The sequence below is a fragment of the Georgenia sp. Marseille-Q6866 genome (assembly GCF_965111665.1).
In genome coordinates this window covers 41,235-59,024 of record NZ_CBCOOR010000010.1, presented here as the reverse complement: position 1 = coordinate 59,024, position 17,790 = coordinate 41,235, and the positions used below count along the sequence as shown (strand labels likewise).

Here is a 17,790-nt window from a genome sequence, read left to right as displayed (position 1 = left end):
GGCCACTGCGCCGGGGGCGGAAAAGGAAGAACCCCCGCACGAGGCGGGGGTTCTTCGGTGTGGCTCCGACCGGCGTCGATCCGGTGACCTTTCGATTTTCAGTCGAACGCTCTACCAACTGAGCTACAGAGCCTGGTGAGCGAAGGCCCGGTCAGATCTCTGACCGGGCCTTCCGCCGCGACCCCGACGGGACTTGAACCCGCGACCTCCGCCGTGACAGGGCGGCGCGCTAACCAACTGCGCTACGGGGCCTTGTGGTAAGGCTTCCTGCTGTACTACTTGTCGTGCTGGTTCGTACCCCCAACGGGATTCGAACCCGTGCTACCGCCGTGAAAGGGCGGGGTCCTAGGCCGCTAGACGATGGGGGCCCGTTCAGGACGCCCGTGACGCCGAGGCGCCCCAAGACCTCCATAAGCATAGGGGGAAGAACGGCGTAGGAGCAAAACGCCTGGGTGTGGTCTGCGGCACGTCGCCGGAACGCCTGCCGGGGCGTCGGTGGCCTGGGTGATGATGGGGCCATGGTCGAGATGTCCCGCGCGGAGTTCGAGGAGGCCGTCAGTGACGGCCTGGACCTCGTGCCCCCCGAGCTGACGGCGCAGATGGACAACGTCGTCGTGCTCGTCGAGGACGAGCCGTCGGCCGACGCGGGTGACCCCGACCTGCTCGGGCTGTACGAGGGCACGCCGCTCACCGAGCGGGACTCCTGGTGGGCGGCCGGCTCCCTGCCCGACCGCATCACGATCTTCCGGGGTCCCACGCTGCGCATGTGCGAGAGCGTCGAGGAGGTGGTCGAGGAGGTCGCCGTGACGGTCGTCCACGAGATCGCCCACCACTTCGGCATCGACGACGAGCGCCTCCACGAGCTCGGCTGGGGCTGACGTGCCTCACGACCACCACCACACGGCCGCCGCGGCGCACCGCTCGCGGCTCCTCGCGGCCTTCCTCGTCACCGCCACCGTCATGGTGGTCGAGGCCGTCGGCGGGTGGCTGTCCGGCTCGCTCGCCCTGCTGGCCGACGCCGGGCACATGCTCTCCGACACGGCCGCGCTCGGCCTGGCGCTCGCGGCCACGTGGATCGCCTCCCGTCCCGCGCGGGGGAGGTGGACCTTCGGCTGGCAGCGGGCGGAGATCCTCGCGGCGCTCGTCAACGGCGTCATCCTCCTCGTCGTCGGCGTGGTCGTCATCGTCGAGGGAGTGGGGCGGTTCGGGACCGAGCCTGAGATCCGCACCGGCCTCATGGTGCTCGTCGGCACGGTCGGACTGGTCGCCAACCTCGTGTCGCTGTGGCTGCTCAGCGGTGGGCGCGGGGAGAGCCTCAACGTCCGGGGCGCCTACCTCGAGGTGCTCGGGGACCTGCTCGGCTCGGTGGCGGTCCTCCTCGCCGCGGCCGTCATCGCGGTCACCGGCTGGACGCAGGCCGACGCCGTCGCCTCCGTGGCGCTCGGCGCGTTCATCGTCCCGCGCGCGCTGCTCCTCCTGCGTGACGTCGCCCGCGTCCTGCTCGAGGGGGCGCCGGAGGACATGTCGCTCGCCGAGCTGCGCGAGCACATGTGCGAGGTGGACGGCGTCGTCACGGTCCACGACCTCCACGCCTGGACGATCACCTCCGGCGTGCCGGTGGTCTCCGCGCACGTCGTCGTCGAGGACGAGGTCCTCCACCCGGAGCGCTTCTGCGTCGTCCTCGACGCGCTGCAGCACTGCCTCGAGGGCCACTTCGACGTCGAGCACTCCACGCTCCAGCTGGAGCCGCGCGGCCACAAGGCGACCGAGGTGCGGCTCCACGACTGACCGTGTCAACGGCCCTTGACACGTGATGTCAAGAGCCCTTGACGTTCGATGTCAAGGGCTCTTAACATCGAGCCATGAGCCCACGAGCAGTCGCCGCGAGTGCCACGGACAACCCGGTCCGCCGGCGCCGGCGCGAGCAGCGCCTGACGCAGGCCGAGCTCGCCACGGCCGTCGGTGTCAGCCGGCAGACGGTCATCGCCGTCGAGCAGGGCGACTACGCGCCGTCGGTCCACCTCGCGCTGCGGGTGGCCCGCGCGCTCGGCTCCACCGTCGAGGAGCTGTTCGGCCAGGACGAGGACACCACCACAGGAGAGGCACGACGATGACGAGCACCTACGGAGCCCGGGACCGGGCGGCCGACCGCCTCATGCGGCTGGACAGCGCGAGCTACGGCGACGAGCGTGAGCGCGCCGTCTTCACGGAGGCCGCCACCTTCGGCTACACGCTGACGATCTACGTCTCGATCGGCATCGCGGTCGTCACGGCCCTGCTCGGGCAGCTGCTGCTCCCGGTGCTGCTGCTGCTCCTCGCCGGCCTGCAGAGCTGGGCGACGATCTGGTACGCCGGCCGGCGCGGGGTGGACGTCAGCGAGCTCGCCTTCCGTGCCGAGCCGGCGATGAAGCGCACCACCGGCGCCATCGTGTTCGGCGGCTTCGCCGTCGTCCTCGGGGCGCTCGCCTACACGGTCTTCGCGGGCCACGGTCTCCTCGACCTGCCCGCCGTCGACCTCGAGTCGGGAGTGGTCGGCTCGATGGTCAAGGGCGGTGTCGTCGGTGGCGGCGGCGGGCTGCTCGTCGGCGCCGTCGCCATGGGCGTGAAGAACCGCCGTGCGCGGACCGGCGAGCCGGTCGAGGACGAGGGGCCCGAGGAGGACTGAGGGTCACCCCGGGCGGGGGCTCAGCGCGTCGCTGAGCCCTCGACCTGCTCCTCGCTGATCTCCCCGCTCGGCAGGTCGTCGTTGGAGCTCATCACCGTCCCCGAGCCGACGTCCACCGCCACCGGCGCCTCGCCGCGCCCGGTGAAGGTCGGCAGCTCGGTGTCCCCGGGATCGTCGTAAGGGGCGGTGAGGAGCGTCGCGGTGGCCCACCCGCGGCTGAGAAGGTGGTGGTCGGAGCCCGGCTCGTCCTCGGCGTCCACGCCCGAGTAGGTGAGCATGACGTAGTTCTTGCCCTTCTCCTTGACCCGGGCCTGGACGGCACCGAAGCTGGCCAGGCGGGCCGCGCGCAGGCCGCGCAGCTGCTCGGCCGGGATGTCGGGCACGTTGATGTTGAGCACGCGCTCCTCGTCGCTCGGCTGGTCGCGGAGCCAGGCGAAGGCGTGGCCGGTCACCAGGCGGGCGGTGTCCCAGTGCTGGGGGTCGGCCGAGGCGATGGAGACCGCCAGGGCGGGGATCCCCTGGGTCGCCGCGGACAGCGCGGCCCCCACCGTCCCCGAGTGGAGGGTGGCACGGCCGGTGTTCGCCCCGAGGTTCACCCCGGACAGCACGAGGTCGGGCCGCTGCCCGAAGGCGCCGTAGGCGGCGACGAAGGCGATGAGGGCGGGAGCCGCCTTGACGCCGAAGGAGGGCACGCCGTCGGGCAGGCCGGGAGGGCGGGCGTCGACGAGCGCGAGACGCCCGTCGACCTCCTGTGCGGTGAGGGAGGCGCTCGCTCCCGAGTACTGGCGGTGCGGGGCGGCAACGACGACGTCGCAGCCCGCCTCGAGCGCGACGCGTGCGAGCACGACGAGCCCGGGTGACCGGATGCCGTCGTCGTTGGTGACGAGGACCCTCACGTCCCAGCCCTCCCGCCGTCGTCGCGGGGGACGACCTCGATGCCGATGCGGTCCGCGAAGCGCTCGATCTGCTCGCGCCGGCCCGTGCCCAGCCCGCGGCGCGTGACGTTGAGGGCGCCGGCCGCGGCTCCCAGGCGGGCGGCCTCGCCGACGCTCGCGCCGCGCCCCAGCGCGACCGCCACCCCGGCCGTCATCGAGTCACCGGCGCCGCGGTGGTCCAGCGGCGTGACGACGGGCCCGACGAGCAGCCGGGTCGACTCGGCCGTCACGAGGAGCGTCGGCTCCCCGGCACGGGAGATGAGCATCGCCTCGACGCCCTGCTCGACGAGCCGCCGGCCCGCCGCCTGGAGCTCCTCGACGGAGTCGCCGCCGGTGAGGCCGGCGCCCTGCAGCTCCTCGTGGCTCATCTTGAGGACCGTGGGCCCCTCGCGGGCGGCGGCCTTCGCGGCGTCGCCCGAGAGGTCCGCCACGATCGGCTTGTCCACGCTGCGCACGTCCCGCACGAGGCGGGAGAAGAAGCCCGCCGGCAGCACCCGGTCCGGCTCCGCGCCGGTGAGGACGAGGACGTCGGACTCGAGCGCCTCGACGAGGACCGTGCCGTAGAGGTCGTCGAGCTCATGACGGGTCAGCTGCGGGGGGACCATGTGCGCGAGCGTGGCGCGGTCCCCGCCCCGGCGGTCGTGGACGTAGGCGCCGTTGCCCGCGTTGTAGGGCACGGCCCGCACGGTGAGCTTCTCCTCCGAGAGCATGTGGGCGAGCACGGCGCCCACCTCGCCGCCGAACGGCCCGCACACGGTGACCTCCGCGCCGAGGGAGATCGCCATCCGCGCCACCCACAGGCCCTGGCCGCCGGGGTGGAGGTGGAGGTCGGCGGAGTGCTCGTAGTCCTCGTCCTCACCCGGCTCGACCTCGACCATGAGGAGGGGCGTGGGCGCGAGGACGCACAGCCTGGGCCGGTGCGCCGACTGCTGCTCCATGGCGCGAGCCTAGGACCGCGCGAGACAGGGCGCAGGGGGAAGGTGCACACTGTGCCGATGGAGGCAACGGCAGGCCGCGCACGCCGCGCCACGGGGGCGCCACCGGTGCGGGTCCTGGAGGGCCAGGCCGGCAGCGACGCCGCGGCGCACGCGATGCGCGCCTACCTCGCCGAGCTCAGCGACCGCCTCGACATCGACCCGTCCTTTGCGGACGCCGCCGACCCCGCCGAGGTCACCCCGCCGCGCGGGGACTTCATGCTGGTCAGCGAGATCGGCTCCGGCGCGGTCATCGGCTTCGGGGCGGTGCACGTGCTCGAGCAGGGGCTCGTGGAGATCCGGCGGATGTGGCTCAAGCCGGACGTCCGCGGCCGCGGGCTGGGCAGGTTCCTCCTCGGCTCCCTGGAGAACCGCGCCCGCTCCCTCGGCGGGCGGCGCGTCCTCCTCGGCGTCAACGAGTCCCTCGTCGAGGCGTGCGGGCTCTACCGGGCCAGCGGCTACGAGCCGGTCGAGCGTGACGGGGGCAACCCGTACGTGACGCACGTCTTCGGCAAGGTGCTCGTCGGGTCACACCCGGACGCCTCGACGTGACTTCCCGGCCGAGCGAGGCGCAAGATGGGGACATGAGCACCGAGAACCAGCGCGTGGCGTTCACCCAGGTCGCCCTGAGCGAGGACGAGTGGCGCGAGCGCCTCTCGCCCAAGGAGTACCACGTCCTGCGCGAGGCAGGCACGGAGCGGCCGGGCACCGGCGAGCTCCTCCACGAGAACCGCGAGGGCGTCTACAGCTGCCGCGGCTGCGGGGCGGAGCTGTTCCGCTCCACCACGAAGTTCGACGCCCACTGCGGCTGGCCGAGCTTCTTCTCCCCGCAGGACTCCGACGCGGTCACCCTCCTCGAGGACCGCACCCTGGGCATGGTCCGCACCGAGGTGCGCTGCGCCCGCTGCGACTCCCACCTGGGACACGTCTTCCCCGACGCGCCGCAGACCCCCACCGGGGACCGCTACTGCATGAACTCCGTGGCGCTCACCTTCGAGGAGCGCTGAGAGGCTGCCCGTGCTGGTCGTGACGTCGAACCTCCAGCACGGGCACCCGCTCGTGGGCGACGCGAGCTCCGCGGAGCGGCTCGCGACGGCGTTCCGTGACCTGCCCGGCGACGTCCTCGCCCTCCAGGAGGTCGACAAGGGCCAGGCGCGCAGCGGGCGCATCGACGAGACGGCCGTCATCGCCGAGGCCCTCGGCTACCGCTGGCACCGCTTCGCCGCGGCGTTCGCCGGCTCCACCCGGGGGTTGCGCCGCCGCCCCGTGCCCTCCCACGTGCCCGACGACTCCGGCTACGGCGTCGCCCTCCTCAGCCGCTGGCCGGTGACCTCCTGGCACGTGCGGCCGCTGCGGCCAGGCCCCGTCCGCGTCGCGCCCGCCGACACCCGCCTGGGCTTCCAGGTGCGGCTGGACCAGCCGCGCGTGCTGCTCGCCGCCGTCGTCCAGGCGCCCTTCGGGCCCGTGACGGTGGGCTGCACCCACCTGTCCGTCGCCCCGCCCGTCGCCCGCCGCCAGCTGGCGGAGTCGGCGTGGGCGCTGCGCACGCTGCCCGGCCCCCACCTCCTCCTCGGCGACCTCAACATGGGCCCCGACGACGCTGCCCGGGTGACCGGTATGCGCGGGCTCGCGCAGGCGCCCACCTTCAGCGCGCGCCGGCCCCGGCGCCAGCTCGACCACGTGCTCGCCGGGCCGGGTCTGCGGGCCGTGACCGAGGCGAGCGCGGTCCGGCTGCCCGTGTCGGACCACCTGGCACTCGCCGTCGGCGTCGAGCCTGCCTGAGAGCTCTCGGAGTGCGGGCCTCCCCGGCCCGTGCCACGATTCCGGACGAACACCCGGCGCCACCCCAATGGTGGCGCCCAGTGAGAGGAAGGACTGCCATGGAGATCATTGGTCTCATCATCTTCGGAGCCGTCATCGGCGCGCTCGCCCGGCTCTTCATGAAGGGCGACCAGAACCTCGGCATCCTGTGGACCATCATCCTCGGTGTGCTGGGTGCCCTGGCCGGCTACTGGGTGGCCGGCGCGCTGGGCGTGGACGACACCGGCGGCATCGACTGGATCCGCTGGGCGATCTCGATCGTCGCCGCGATCCTCTTCATCAGCGTGTACGTGGGCATCACGAACAAGGGCGCCAAGCGCCGCTGAGCCTGACATCGACGCCGGCCGGTCCCACGGGGGCCGGCCGGCGTCGTCGTACCGGGGCTCAGCGGCCGCCGCCCCGCCCCGCCGCCACCACCGCCGGAGAAGCCGCCGCCCCCGCCGCGGAGCCCGAGCCGCCCGACGAGCCGGGGGTCGAGGACAGGGTGCGGCCGGCGGTGGAGGAGAACGAGGACAGCGCGCTGCCAAGGGTGGTGAAGCTGCCGGCCTGGAAGCCGTGCGTCCCGACGTACCACGTGGGCCGGGCCACCTGCTGCCCCTGGGCCTCGAGCCGGGCGAAGATACCGGCCCAGCGCTCGGCCGCCTCGTAGACGATGGCGTAGGGCAGGTACCGGGAGAAGATGTCCTCGCCCTCCTCGAAGCGCAGCTGGTGACCCTCCGCGGTGGTGAGGTAGAGGCGGAACCCGCGTGACTGCTCGTGCAGGGCCCGGCCGACCGGGCTGCGCTGCAGCCTCGCGCGGCGGGTCAGGCCCCAGGCGAGGAGGAAGGCGGCGACGACGCCGCCCGCCGCCAGGACGAGGACGATGGTCGCCGGTCCGCTCACGGCCGCCCCGGCGATCCCCGCGCCGAAGGTGAAGAGCACGAGCCCGACGACGACGACCCGCACGAGGACGAGGATCGACCCCGCCCCGGCCCGGACCCGTCCGGTGAAGAGCTGGGCCAGCCCGCCCATGAGCTGGCGGCGGGCGGTGCGCAGCGTGCCGGCGAAGGTGTTGCGCAGCTGCGACATCCGCACCTGGCTGCGGCCCGCGAAGACCTTCTCCAGGAGCGTGCGCTCGTAGTCGCGCAGGTCCCCGCGTGCGGCCTCCGGCGTGGCGACGAGCAGCCAGTCGTTCGGCCTGCCGCGCCAGCCCGTACCCGCCTCGTGGATCTGGAGGAAGCCGCGGACGGCGAGGTCGATGAGCGTGGCGGAGACGTGCGTCGTCGTCGCCGTCTTCTCGTCGAGGGCGCCGACCTCACCGGGGCGCAGGTCGTCGGGCGGGGTGAAGCGGACGGCGACGGCGGGGTCGTCGCGCAGCACCTCCACCCGCGGCGTCGTGCCCGGCGCGGGCAGCACCCCGGGCGGCAGGTCGGCGAAGTGGAGGTCCCGGCCGCGCCGCACGCGCAGCACCGCGAGCAGCACCGGTCCGAGCAGGGCGAGCGGGGCGAGCCAGGCGACGTTGTCCCGCACGAAGCGGGCGGCGGTGGGGGCGGCGCCGTCGCCGGCCCACAGGAGCGGCTCGGGCGCGCTCTCGAGGATCGGGTCGATCGTCCCGAAGGTGCCGGGCGGGAAGGCGGCCACGACCGTCATGCCGGAGCCCGAGGCCAGGTGCCCGCTCGTGGCCCGCACCTGCCCGCCATCGGCGTCGAGGGAGGCGCACGCGGCGGTCGAGCCGCGGCTGCCCTCGTAGCACGCGTGGTCGACGACGTCGGCCGGGCCGGTGACGGTGACGGTCGCCTGCTCGATGGGCACGTCCCAGTCGTGGCCGGTGGCGTTCCAGTACAGCTCGTCCTGGTCGGGGACGGCGGGGTCGTCGCGGATCGCGTTGAGGGCCCCGTCGACGGTGTAGCGCAGGACGTAGGTCTGCCGGCCGCTGCGGCGGTCGTCGGAGCCGTCGGGGGCGCCGACGTCGACCCGGACGCGGGCGCCCTCGTCGGTGCTCCACACCCCGGCCGGCGCGCCCGTGGGGCTGGAGGCGGAGAAGTCCGCGTACTCGTAGACGCGGACCTTGTCCGGGTCGGGTGCGTAGTCGAAGCGTGAGTCGAGCATGCGGGTGAGGCCCAGGCCCTCGCGCGTGCCGAAGTCCCAGTCGTAGGTCTCGGTGACCTCCAGCGTCCCGTCGGGGCGGATGCCGATGGCGATGTCGAGCTGCCGGACGACGTCACCGCTCGCCGCCGTCGCGGCCGGGGGGAGGAGCAGGAGGCCCGCCAGGACGAGCGCGAGAGCGGCAAGGACGCGGGAGGGACGGGTCACCCCGGCACGCTACCGCGCCCCATGTCACAGTCCCTGCCCGGCACAGGGACGGGAGTAGGGCTATCCTGGCGAGGTGGGCAACGCGTCTTCGCGAGCCCGGCGTCGTCGAGTTCGATGCAGCGGTCATCGCTGCGGATCCCGTTACGGCGAACTCCGACCGATCTTCGAAGCCTGAAAGGCACCCTTGACTTCCTTCGCGTCCTTTGACCTGCCCGCGCCCGTCGTCCAGCACCTCACCGACACCGGCATCACGGCTCCCTTCCCCATCCAGTCGGCGACCCTGCCCGACACCCTCCAGGGCCGCGACGTCCTCGGCCGCGGGCGTACCGGCTCCGGCAAGACCCTCGCCTTCGCCCTCCCGCTCGTCACGCGGCTGGCCGGCCGGCGCCGCGTCTCCAAGCGCCCCAGCGGCCTGGTCCTCGTGCCGACGCGTGAGCTCGCCAACCAGGTCAACGCCGTCGTCGAGCCCCTCGCGACCTCGCTCGGCCTGGTGACGACGACGATCTTCGGTGGCGTCAACCAGACCCGCCAGGTCAACGCGCTGCGCACCGGCGTCGACATCGTCATCGCCTGCCCCGGCCGCCTCGAGGACCTCCTCGGCCAGGGCGTGCTGTCGCTCGACGACGTGCAGATCACCATCCTCGACGAGGCCGACCACATGGCCGACCTCGGCTTCCTGCCCGGCGTCAAGCGGATCATGGACCGCACGCCGCGCACCGGTCAGCGGATGCTGTTCTCCGCGACGCTGGACAACGGCGTCGACGTCCTCGTCAAGCGCTACCTCACCGACCCGCTGCACCACTCCGTCGACAGCGCGGAGTCGCCCGTCGCCGCGATGACGCACCACGTCCTCGCCGTCTCCGGCGCCGACGACAAGAAGGACGTCGTCCAGGCCCTCGCCTCGGGCACCGGCAAGCGCGTGCTCTTCACGCGCACCAAGCACCAGGCCAAGCGCCTGGCCAAGCAGCTGACGGCGGCCGGCGTGCCCGCCGTCGACCTGCACGGCAACCTCACCCAGCCGGCCCGTGAGCGCAACCTCGCGGCCTTCTCCACCGGCACCGTCCGGGTGCTCGTGGCCACCGACATCGCCGCGCGCGGCATCCACGTCGACGACGTCGAGCTCGTCGTCCACGTCGACCCGCCCGCCGAGCACAAGGCCTACCTGCACCGCTCCGGCCGCACGGCCCGCGCCGGCTCCGGCGGCGACGTCGTGACGATCATGCTCCCCGAGCAGGCCGGCGACATGCGCACCCTGACCCGCCAGGCCAAGATCTCGGCCAAGCCGGTGAGCGTGCGCCCCGGTGACCGCGTCATCTCCGAGCTCGTCGGCGAGCTCGCGCCGCTCGTGTCCCCGGCCGAGGCCGCGGCGACCGTGCCGAGCGCACCTCAGCAGCAGCGCGCCGGCGCCGGTGGCGGCAGTGGCCGTCGTCGCGGCGGCCGTGGCCGCTCCGGCTCGACCGCTACCACCGACCGCGCGCCCCAGGGCGGCGGACGGTCCGGCGGCTCCAGCGCGCCGCGCGGCGGCAGCCGTGGTGGCGCCAAGACCGGCGCCAGGACCGGCGGCGGCGCCGGCCGCGGGGCCGGGTCGCGCTCCGTCTACTCCTCCACGACCGGGCAGGCCTCGGTCGACTCGCGCCCGGCGCAGGGCGGCGGCGGCCAGGGCCGCAGCCGCGGTGGCCGTCGCGCCACCTCCGGCGTCCGCAGCGTCTGACGCCGCCTCTCTTCCCGCCGAGTACGCACAGACGGTCACCTCGACGCACATCCCGTGCGTCCGTGGTGACCGTCTGTGCGTCCTGGAGTCAGCGCTGCGGAGGCTTCTTCCGGTCGCGGACCTTGGCGAACATCTCCTTGGCCTTGCGCTGGTTCTCGGGCTTGGCCGCCTCACGCTGGACGACCTGAAGCGCCTTCAGGGCGATGCCGCCTCGTATGGCCTTGCGCAGGAATCCCATCGTGCCCTCCTCGTGTGCGTGGCCGGCGGTCTCGTCGGCGTGCCGCACGAACGTACGAGGCGACAGCCGGGGACGCCAGCCGAACGGGCGGTGCTACGCCGTCCGCGTCGGCGACTCGGCGCCCGCGTCGTCGCGGGTGGCGTGGAGCTCTGCCAGGTCCGGGTGCGCGACCCGCACCTCGTCGCGCGGGTGGAACGTCACGGACTGGTCGCCGGCGGCGACGACGACCTTCCCCGCCCTGCGCTGCACCTCATGGACCCGGTACAGCCGCTCACCGCCCGGACCGACGCCCACGAGCACGTCGCCCGGGCCGAGGGCCTGAGCGAGCTTGACCGTGCTGTCGTACGTCTCCATGTCCTTCGCCTGGTCCGCGCGTCGTGCGCCGTGGGCGGGCCCACGGGCTGGGCAGTCCCAGCATGCAACAGGATTGGAGGGCGTGCCTCCAGTGGGCCCCGTGGGACTCGAACCCACAACCTACGGATTAAAAGTCCGCTGCTCTGCCCATTGAGCTAGAGGCCCCGGGACGCGTGTGGGCGAGCTCGCCCGCGGCGCACCGGCAGGGGTAAGACTACGCGGACAGCCGTGCCGCCCAGGCGTCGGCGGCCTCGCGCGGCCCGCCCGGCCACCCTGCGCCTTGGAGGTCCACCGTGCGCCCGGTCGACGGGGAGCATGGTGGACCAGCGGGCGCACAGACGGGGGAGGGGGCCCGGGGTCGGCGCGTCCGGTTGCGGGGAGCGGCCCTGGGACTCACCGTAGAGGGGTGCCGCACGCACCCGTCACCGCCTCCTAGGGGGAATCATGCTGAGCCTCACCGACAACGCCAAGGCTGCCATCACGGGCATCACCTCCCAGTCGGGCCTGCCGAAGTCCGGCGGGGTGCGGCTCTCCCTCGCCCCGGACGCGGACCTGGTGGAGATGAGCCTGTCGCCGCAGCCCGAGCGGGGCGACGCGATCATCGAGGAGGACGGTGCCCGCGTCTTCGTCGAGGAGGCTGCCTCCCCGCTCCTCGCCGAGCACCTGCTCGACGCGGAGACCGGCCCTGAGGGCGTGGGCTTCGCCCTCCGCAAGGCGAGCTGACCAGAGCAGTGGACGGTCGCGAGCGGCCCAGACGGCCCGCCATCCTCGACAACAAGGACGCCGAGCTCATCTGGGGCGACTCCGACCCCGCCCTGGCCTTCGAGGCCGCCCACTCCACGGCCAACGCGGTCCTCTTCGGCCCCAGCCACCTGGCTGAGGACGAGCGCCTCGCCGAGCGCGTCGGCGCCATCATCGACGCCGAGGGCCTGGACGAGATCGCCGGCCTGTGGTCGCGCAGCCCCGCCGCGAGCCTCCCCGGCGCCCTGTGGCGCCTCTACCTCCTGCGCGCCTGGCTCGAGCGCGACCCGGAGACGATCACCATGCGCTTCCGCGCCGGCACCGCGCGGACCGGCCCGGGGGAGACGACGCCGGACGGCGAGCCGCGCGACGCCGTCGTCGCCCCTCAGCCGCCCGTTCTGGACGAGCGGCTCGCCCAGCTCTTCGCCGGCACGAGCGAGACCGACCTCGCGGACCTCCTCGAGCAGGCCGCGGCCTTCCTGCGGGTGCTGTCCGACGGCGCCGCGAGCGACCCGCGCTGGCACACGCACGACGACGACGCCGCCGGCCCGGTGACCCGCCGTCCCCACGCCCTCGCGGCGACGGCCGACGAGCTCGACGCCGCGGCCGCCCGGGCCAGGGCCCGCCGGCTGGACTGACTACCGGCGTCGCGCCCGCAGCGCCCGCGCCAGGGCGAGCACGGCGATCGCGCCGACCACCTGTCCGCCGAGGATCACCCGGTTGAGGTCGAGCGCCGGCTGCCAGCGCACGACGCCGTCGCGCACGGTGTAGACGCCCACGGCCTTGGCGTGGACGCCGAAGCCGCCCCCGCCCCCGGAGCCCTCCCCTGTCCCGCCCTGCTCGGGGCTGCCGAGCGCGCCGGTGCCGTAGCCCATGCCGCTGCCGCCGACGACCCTGGCGACCGGGATGACGAGCGTGTCGCCCGCCTGGTAGGCCTCCCCGAAGACGCGTCGCACGTGCAGGGCGTCACCGGCCGCGTCGATCGGCCGGGTCGCGGGTGTCTCGTCCATGGTGTGCTTCCTCTCCTCCGGGGTGGGCGGGCCCAGCACACCACGGACGGCGGGCGCGGGGAAGAGCGGCTGCGCACGTGCCGGACCGGGGAGGTGTCTCGTAGCATCGGGGAGGTTCCGGTCGGTCCGTCCGGGACGGACCACCGTGAGGGGGACTGATGGAGCGCAAGCACCGCCGTCCGGCCATGCTCGACGCGCAGACCGCCGAGCGCATCGTCGGCGACGTCGACCCGGCGCTGCGCTCGCAGGCCGCCCACACGACGGCCGCGGTCCTCGTCGGGCGCGGTCGCGCCGGTGCGGAGGACCCCGAGCTCGTCTCCCGGCTCGTCTCCCTCGTCGACACCCAGGGCCTGGACACCATCGCCGAGCTCTGGTCGCAGAGCCCCTCGACGACCCTCCCCGGCGCCCTGTGGCGCCTGTACCTCATGCGCGAGTGGGTCCGGTCGGACCCCGCCCGGGTCGCCGACCGCTTCTCCCTCGGCCGGCACCGCGCCGAGGTCGCCGGGGTCATCGCCGGCGTCGTCGAGCCCCCCGGGCCCAGCGACGTCGCCGAGCTCGCCGACGCCGTCCTCGCGGGCGTGTACGAGGGCGACCTCGACGTCGCCCTCGACCGCGCCGCCGCCTTCATCCGCGTCGTCGCCACCGGCTCCGCGCTCGACGCCGACTGGGTCGACGACGACGAGCTCGCCGCCCGTCTCACCCGCCGCGCCTCCGCGCTGCTGCGCACGGCCGAGGAGCTCGAGCGCGCCGCGGAGATGTGGCGCGTGGGGACCCTGGACTGATGGGCACCGGGCTCACCTCCGCGGACGCCGTCCTGCGCCTCGCCGCCGCCGCGACGGACGCCGACGGCGTCGCGCCCTTCAACGAGCAGAGCGTCCTGGCCGTGCGCCACGGTGCCGGCGGCTACCGCCACCACTGGCTCGCCGAGGGGGAGGAGCTCCTCGCCCACGCCGTCGTCGACCCCGAGGGCAGCGGCGAGCTGTGCGTGCACCCCGCCCACCGCCGTCGCGGCCTGGGACGGCGGCTGCTCGACACCGTCCTCGACGACGTCCCCACCGTCGCGCTGTGGGCACACGGCGACCTCCCCGGCGCCCAGGCGCTGGCCCGCGCCGCCGGGCTGCGCGTCACCCGTGAGCTGTGGCAGATGGCGCGCGACCTCGAGCCGGGGGCGGAGGCACCGGCAGTTGAGGCACCCGCCGGGGTGGAGGTGCGCACCTTCGTCGCCGGGCAGGACGAGGAGGCGTGGGTCGCCCTCAACGCGGACGCCTTCGCCGAGCACCCCGAGCAGGGGCGCCTCACCGTCGCCGACCTCCACCAGCGGCAGGCCGAGCCGTGGTTCGACCCCTCCCTCCTGTGGCTCGCCCACGAGGCCGGGCGGCCGGACGCGCTGCTCGCCTCGATGTGGGTCAAGCCCGAGGGGCACGACGCGGAGATCTACGCCCTCGGGGTCGCCCCGCAGGCCCAGGGACGCGGGCTGGGCGGGCACCTCACCGCCCTCGCCCTCGCCGAGATGCGCCGGCGCGGCTTCCGCCGCACCACGCTCTACGTCGAGGGCGACAACACCGCGGCGATCCGCACCTACCGCCGTGCCGGCTACGACCGCTCCTCGCTCGACGTTCAGTACGCGCGCTGAGGTGGCAGCATGGCCCCATGCCAGAGCCTGAGGTCACCACGCCCAGCCACCTCGAGGACGCGCCCGCCGACGAGCGGCCCGAGGGCGGCGACGGCGCCACGGACAACGGCGCCGCCCACGACGGCGCCGCCCACGACGACGTCGACGCCGTCGCGCTGACCGGCGCCGCCGCGCCCGCCGAGGAGGTCGCCGAGCAGGCCGACGAGCTCGTCGAGGAGGCGGGCGAGGAGGCCGGGGAGGACGGCGGTGAGGTCGACCCGCTCGACGTCGGGCTCCCCGAGGGCCGCTTCGCGGACCGCGAGCTCAGCTGGCTCGCCTTCAACCAGCGGGTGCTGGAGCAGGCCCAGGACACCACCCAGCCGCTCCTCGAGCGCGCGTGGTTCCTGTCGATCTTCGCCTCCAACCTCGACGAGTTCTTCATGGTCCGCGTGGCCGGCCTCAAGCGGCGCATCGCCACCGGCCTCGCCGTGACGGCGGCCTCGGGGCTCTCCCCGCGGCAGGTCCTCGAGGCCATCAGCGTGCGCGCCCACGAGCTCATGGAGGAGCACGCGCGCACCTTCGCCGAGGACATCCAGCCGGCGCTCGCGGCCGAGGGCATCGAGATCCTCCACTGGGGCGATCTCGCCGAGAGCGAGCAGCTGCGCCTGCGCAAGTACTTCCGCAAGCAGATCTTCCCGGTCCTCACCCCGCTCGCCGTCGACCCGGCCCACCCCTTCCCCTACATCTCCGGGCTCTCGCTCAACCTCGCCGTCGTCGTGCGCAACCCGAGCTCGGGCAAGGAGCACTTCGCCCGCGTCAAGGTGCCCCCGCTGCTGCCGCGCTTCATCGCCGTCGACGCCGCGGGCCGCCCCCACCGCCCGGAGGAGACCCCCTCGTCGCGCGAGGACGGCCGCACGTCCTTCGTCCCGCTCGAGGAGATCATCGGCGAGCACCTCGACTACCTCTTCCCCGGGATGGAGATCGTCGAGCACCACACCTTCCGCGTCACCCGCAACGAGGACCTCGAGGTCGAGGAGGACGACGCCGAGAACCTCCTCCAGGCGCTGGAGAAGGAGCTCATGCGCCGCCGCTTCGGGCCCGCGGTGCGCCTCGAGCTGGCCCAGGGCATCAGCGCGCACGTGCGCGACCTCCTCATCCGCGAGCTCGGCGTCGTCGAGCACGAGGTCTACGAGCTGCCGTCGCTGCTCGACCTCACCGGCCTCGACGTCGTCCACGAGCTCGACCGGCCCGAGCTGAAGTACCCGAAGTTCGTGCCCGTCACGGCCCAGGCGCTGGCGGAGGTGGAGAGCGCGCAGCCGACGAACATCTTCGAGGCGATCCGCCGGCGCGACGTGCTCCTCCACCACCCCTACGACTCGTTCTCGACGTCGGTCCAGGAGTTCCTCGCGCAGGCGGCGGCGGACCCCAAGGTGCTCGCGATCAAGCAGACCCTCTACCGCACGTCCGGCGACTCCCCGATCGTCGACGCCCTCATCGACGCCGCCGAGGCCGGCAAGCAGGTGCTGGCGATCGTCGAGATCAAGGCGCGCTTCGACGAGCAGGCCAACATCTCCTGGGCGCGCAAGCTCGAGGAGGCGGGGGTCCACGTCGTCTACGGCATCGTCGGGCTCAAGACCCACTGCAAGCTCTCCCTCGTCGTGCGTAACGAGAAGGACGGGCTGCGCCGCTACTGCCACATCGGCACCGGCAACTACAACCCCAAGACGGCGCGGGGCTACGAGGACCTCGGCCTGCTCACCTGCGACCCCGACGTCGGGCAGGACCTCACCCGCCTGTTCAACCAGCTCTCCGGCTACGCCCCGCGCTCGCGCTTCCGCCGGCTGCTCGTCGCGCCGCGCTCCGTGCGGCCCGGGCTCGTCGAGCGCATCGAGCGGGAGATCGCCGGGCACCGCGCGGGCCGCCAGGCGTGGATCAAGATCAAGGTCAACTCGATCGTCGACGAGACCATCATCGACGCGCTGTACCGGGCGAGCCAGGCGGGGGTCCAGGTCGACGTCGTCGTCCGCGGCATCTGCGCGCTGCGCGCCGGGATCCCGGGGCTGAGCGAGAACATCCGCGTCCGCTCGATCCTCGGCCGCTTCCTCGAGCACGCCCGTGTCTTCGCCTTCGCCGGGGACGAGGAGCTGCCCGACGTGTGGATCGGCAGCGCCGACCTCATGCACCGCAACCTCGACCGCCGCGTCGAGGTGCTCGTGCGGATCGTCGACAAGGGGCAGGTCGAGTTCCTCACCGATCTCCTCGACCGCTGCGTCGCGCCGACGACGTCGTCGTGGCACCTCCTCCCGGACGGCACCTGGGAGCGCCACCAGTTCACGGAGGACGGCACGCCGCTGGAGGACCTCCAGCAGCTCCTCATCGCCCGCGCCCGGCGGCGGGTGGCGGCCAGCAGATGACCGCTCCGCGCACCCAGTACGCGGCCGGCACCCTTGTGTGGCGCGTCAACGACCGCAAGAAGCTCGAGGTGCTCCTCGTCCACCGGCCGCGCTACGACGACTGGTCCTGGCCCAAGGGCAAGCTCGACAGTGGGGAGACGCTCGCCGCGTGTGCGGTCCGGGAGACGGCGGAGGAGACGGGCGTCGCCGTCGTCCTCGGCCAGCCGCTGCCCAAGGTGAGCTACCGGATCAGCGACGGGCGGCGCAAGGAGGTCCACTACTGGGCCGCCCGCCCCGCCCCGCCCGGGGACCCGTCGCTCCGGGGCCGTCCGATCACCATCCCGGCGAGCGACCGCGAGATCGACGACGTGCGCTGGGTCGAGGCCAAGGAGGCGCGCCGGCTCCTCACCCACGACCACGACCGTGAGCCGCTCGGCATGCTCCTGGACCAGTGGAAGGACGAGCGGCTGAGCACGTGGGCCCTCATCGTCGTCCGGCACGCCCGCGCCCGGAAGCGCACGGTGTGGAAGGGCGGGGAGTCCACCCGCCCGCTCACCGCCGTGGGGGAGGCACAGGCGCAGCGGCTCGTCCCGCTGCTGTCCGCCTACGGCGTCGACCGGGTCGTCTCCAGCCCGTGGCGGCGCTGCGTCGACACCGTGACGCCCTACGCCGACGCCATCGGCGTCGAGATCGAGCTGCACCCGGAGATCACCGAGGACGCCCACCGCGAGAGGCCCAAGCGGGCGCGCCAGCTCCTCGACGCCGAGGTCAAGCAGCGCGCTCCGGGCGTCGCGATCTGCACCCACCGGCCGGTGCTGCCGACCTTCATGGAGCAGATCGCGGTGAACACGCCCAACCGGATCATGAAGCAGGTCCCGGAGTCCGACCCGTGGCTCAAGACCTCGGAGATCCTCGTCGTCCACGTCGGGCGCCGCCCCGGCCGGGCGGCCGTCGTCGTCGCGCTCGAGAAGCACCGCGCGCCGACGTACAAGGAGGAGCTGACGGCCGCGGACCGCGGCTAGCACGCTCGTCCCGGTCCGCCGG

The 17,790-nt window shown here is 73.8% G+C and carries 21 protein-coding genes and 4 tRNA genes; 15 read left to right on the top strand and 10 right to left on the bottom strand.

Annotated features, from left to right (window positions below; genetic code table 11):
- Positions 1 to 60: 60 nt before the first annotated feature.
- From ACWPXV_RS10100 to ACWPXV_RS10090, 3 genes are all read right to left on the bottom strand, one after another.
- A tRNA-Phe gene (locus tag ACWPXV_RS10100) sits at positions 61 to 133 on the bottom strand.
- 45 nt (positions 134 to 178) lie between these two features.
- Positions 179 to 252: transfer RNA gene (locus tag ACWPXV_RS10095), tRNA-Asp, on the bottom strand.
- A 43-nt stretch (positions 253 to 295) separates the two neighbouring features.
- Positions 296 to 368 (bottom strand) — tRNA-Glu (locus tag ACWPXV_RS10090).
- Between the two features lie 150 nt (positions 369 to 518).
- Between ACWPXV_RS10090 and ACWPXV_RS10085 the strand changes: the two genes are divergently transcribed.
- From ACWPXV_RS10085 to ACWPXV_RS10070, 4 genes are all read left to right on the top strand, one after another.
- Entirely contained in the window at positions 519 to 878 is a 360-nt protein-coding gene (locus ACWPXV_RS10085) for a metallopeptidase family protein (RefSeq protein ID WP_454085114.1), read from the top strand.
- Between the two features lies 1 nt (position 879).
- Positions 880 to 1,788 (top strand): cation diffusion facilitator family transporter, encoded by a 909-nt coding sequence (locus ACWPXV_RS10080; RefSeq protein WP_454085113.1) that lies wholly within the window; start codon positions 880 to 882, stop codon positions 1,786 to 1,788.
- Between the two features lie 74 nt (positions 1,789 to 1,862).
- Entirely contained in the window at positions 1,863 to 2,114 is a 252-nt protein-coding gene (locus ACWPXV_RS10075; RefSeq protein WP_454085112.1) for a helix-turn-helix transcriptional regulator, read from the top strand.
- Positions 2,111 to 2,665 carry a hypothetical protein gene (locus ACWPXV_RS10070; RefSeq protein WP_454085111.1) on the top strand — a complete coding sequence of 185 codons (555 nt, stop codon included), beginning with the start codon at positions 2,111 to 2,113 and terminating at the stop codon, positions 2,663 to 2,665. Before ACWPXV_RS10075 ends, ACWPXV_RS10070 begins: the two co-directional genes overlap by 4 nt.
- 20 nt (positions 2,666 to 2,685) lie before the next feature.
- On the opposite strand, the gene surE is transcribed toward ACWPXV_RS10070, so the two are convergent.
- The gene (gene surE, locus ACWPXV_RS10065; RefSeq protein ID WP_454085110.1) at positions 2,686 to 3,561 is read right to left on the bottom strand and encodes a 5'/3'-nucleotidase SurE; all 876 of its coding nucleotides are present in this window, start codon (positions 3,559 to 3,561) and stop codon (positions 2,686 to 2,688) included.
- Positions 3,558 to 4,538, bottom strand: coding sequence for a 1-phosphofructokinase family hexose kinase (locus tag ACWPXV_RS10060; protein WP_454085109.1), 981 nt, complete (start codon positions 4,536 to 4,538; stop codon positions 3,558 to 3,560). The genes surE and ACWPXV_RS10060 overlap by 4 nt, the downstream gene beginning before the upstream one ends.
- Positions 4,539 to 4,595: 57 nt before the next feature.
- On the opposite strand from ACWPXV_RS10060, the gene ACWPXV_RS10055 reads away from it, so the two are divergent.
- The 4 genes from ACWPXV_RS10055 (at position 4,596) to ACWPXV_RS10040 (ending at position 6,721) form a co-directional block, all read left to right on the top strand.
- Positions 4,596 to 5,126 (top strand): GNAT family N-acetyltransferase, encoded by a 531-nt coding sequence (locus ACWPXV_RS10055; protein ID WP_454085108.1) that lies wholly within the window; start codon positions 4,596 to 4,598, stop codon positions 5,124 to 5,126.
- 32 nt (positions 5,127 to 5,158) lie between these two features.
- Entirely contained in the window at positions 5,159 to 5,581 is a 423-nt protein-coding gene (msrB, locus tag ACWPXV_RS10050) for a peptide-methionine (R)-S-oxide reductase MsrB (protein ID WP_454085107.1), read from the top strand.
- Positions 5,582 to 5,591: 10 nt separating this feature from the next.
- On the top strand, positions 5,592 to 6,356 hold the full coding sequence (locus ACWPXV_RS10045) for an endonuclease/exonuclease/phosphatase family protein (RefSeq protein ID WP_454085106.1): 765 nt from the start codon (positions 5,592 to 5,594) through the stop codon (positions 6,354 to 6,356).
- Between the two features lie 98 nt (positions 6,357 to 6,454).
- A complete protein-coding gene (locus ACWPXV_RS10040) occupies positions 6,455 to 6,721 on the top strand; it encodes a GlsB/YeaQ/YmgE family stress response membrane protein (protein WP_454085105.1) in 267 nt (88 codons plus the stop codon).
- 58 nt (positions 6,722 to 6,779) lie between these two features.
- Here the strand turns inward: ACWPXV_RS10040 and ACWPXV_RS10035 are convergent, their stop codons facing one another.
- Positions 6,780 to 8,687: a DUF2207 domain-containing protein gene (locus tag ACWPXV_RS10035; protein WP_454085104.1), complete on the bottom strand. Its 1,908-nt coding sequence runs from the start codon at positions 8,685 to 8,687 to the stop codon at positions 6,780 to 6,782.
- A 184-nt stretch (positions 8,688 to 8,871) separates the two neighbouring features.
- Between ACWPXV_RS10035 and ACWPXV_RS10030 the strand changes: the two genes are divergently transcribed.
- On the top strand, positions 8,872 to 10,398 hold the full coding sequence (locus ACWPXV_RS10030) for a DEAD/DEAH box helicase (RefSeq protein ID WP_454085103.1): 1,527 nt from the start codon (positions 8,872 to 8,874) through the stop codon (positions 10,396 to 10,398).
- A gap of 88 nt (positions 10,399 to 10,486) precedes the next feature.
- Here ACWPXV_RS10030 and ACWPXV_RS10025 read toward each other — a convergent pair whose 3' ends face one another.
- The 3 genes from ACWPXV_RS10025 to ACWPXV_RS10015 form a co-directional block, all read right to left on the bottom strand.
- Positions 10,487 to 10,684 carry a hypothetical protein gene (locus ACWPXV_RS10025; protein ID WP_454085102.1) on the bottom strand — a complete coding sequence of 66 codons (198 nt, stop codon included), beginning with the start codon at positions 10,682 to 10,684 and terminating at the stop codon, positions 10,487 to 10,489.
- A 45-nt stretch (positions 10,685 to 10,729) separates the two neighbouring features.
- Positions 10,730 to 10,990, bottom strand: a complete 261-nt coding sequence (locus tag ACWPXV_RS10020; RefSeq protein WP_454085101.1) for a hypothetical protein — start codon at positions 10,988 to 10,990, stop codon at positions 10,730 to 10,732.
- A gap of 92 nt (positions 10,991 to 11,082) precedes the next feature.
- Positions 11,083 to 11,155, bottom strand: a tRNA-Lys gene (locus ACWPXV_RS10015).
- Positions 11,156 to 11,434: 279 nt separating this feature from the next.
- Between ACWPXV_RS10015 and ACWPXV_RS10010 the strand changes: the two genes are divergently transcribed.
- Positions 11,435 to 11,713: a hypothetical protein gene (locus ACWPXV_RS10010; RefSeq protein WP_454085100.1), complete on the top strand. Its 279-nt coding sequence runs from the start codon at positions 11,435 to 11,437 to the stop codon at positions 11,711 to 11,713.
- Positions 11,714 to 11,721: 8 nt separating this feature from the next.
- Entirely contained in the window at positions 11,722 to 12,369 is a 648-nt protein-coding gene (locus tag ACWPXV_RS10005) for a hypothetical protein (RefSeq protein ID WP_454085099.1), read from the top strand.
- On the opposite strand, the gene ACWPXV_RS10000 is transcribed toward ACWPXV_RS10005, so the two are convergent.
- Positions 12,370 to 12,741, bottom strand: a complete 372-nt coding sequence (locus ACWPXV_RS10000) for a spore germination protein GerW family protein (protein ID WP_251303541.1) — start codon at positions 12,739 to 12,741, stop codon at positions 12,370 to 12,372.
- Between the two features lie 158 nt (positions 12,742 to 12,899).
- Between ACWPXV_RS10000 and ACWPXV_RS09995 the strand changes: the two genes are divergently transcribed.
- From ACWPXV_RS09995 to ACWPXV_RS09980, 4 genes are read left to right on the top strand one after another with little or no spacing between them, the layout of a single operon-like run.
- Positions 12,900 to 13,523 (top strand): hypothetical protein, encoded by a 624-nt coding sequence (locus ACWPXV_RS09995; protein WP_454085098.1) that lies wholly within the window; start codon positions 12,900 to 12,902, stop codon positions 13,521 to 13,523.
- The gene (gene mshD / locus ACWPXV_RS09990) at positions 13,523 to 14,374 is read left to right on the top strand and encodes a mycothiol synthase (protein WP_454085097.1); all 852 of its coding nucleotides are present in this window, start codon (positions 13,523 to 13,525) and stop codon (positions 14,372 to 14,374) included. Before ACWPXV_RS09995 ends, mshD begins: the two co-directional genes overlap by 1 nt.
- Positions 14,375 to 14,391: 17 nt before the next feature.
- Complete coding sequence (locus ACWPXV_RS09985; protein WP_454085096.1) at positions 14,392 to 16,767, top strand: RNA degradosome polyphosphate kinase; 2,376 nt, start codon at positions 14,392 to 14,394, stop codon at positions 16,765 to 16,767.
- On the top strand, positions 16,764 to 17,768 hold the full coding sequence (locus ACWPXV_RS09980) for an NUDIX hydrolase (protein ID WP_454085095.1): 1,005 nt from the start codon (positions 16,764 to 16,766) through the stop codon (positions 17,766 to 17,768). The genes ACWPXV_RS09985 and ACWPXV_RS09980 overlap by 4 nt, the downstream gene beginning before the upstream one ends.
- Positions 17,769 to 17,790 lie beyond the last annotated feature (22 nt).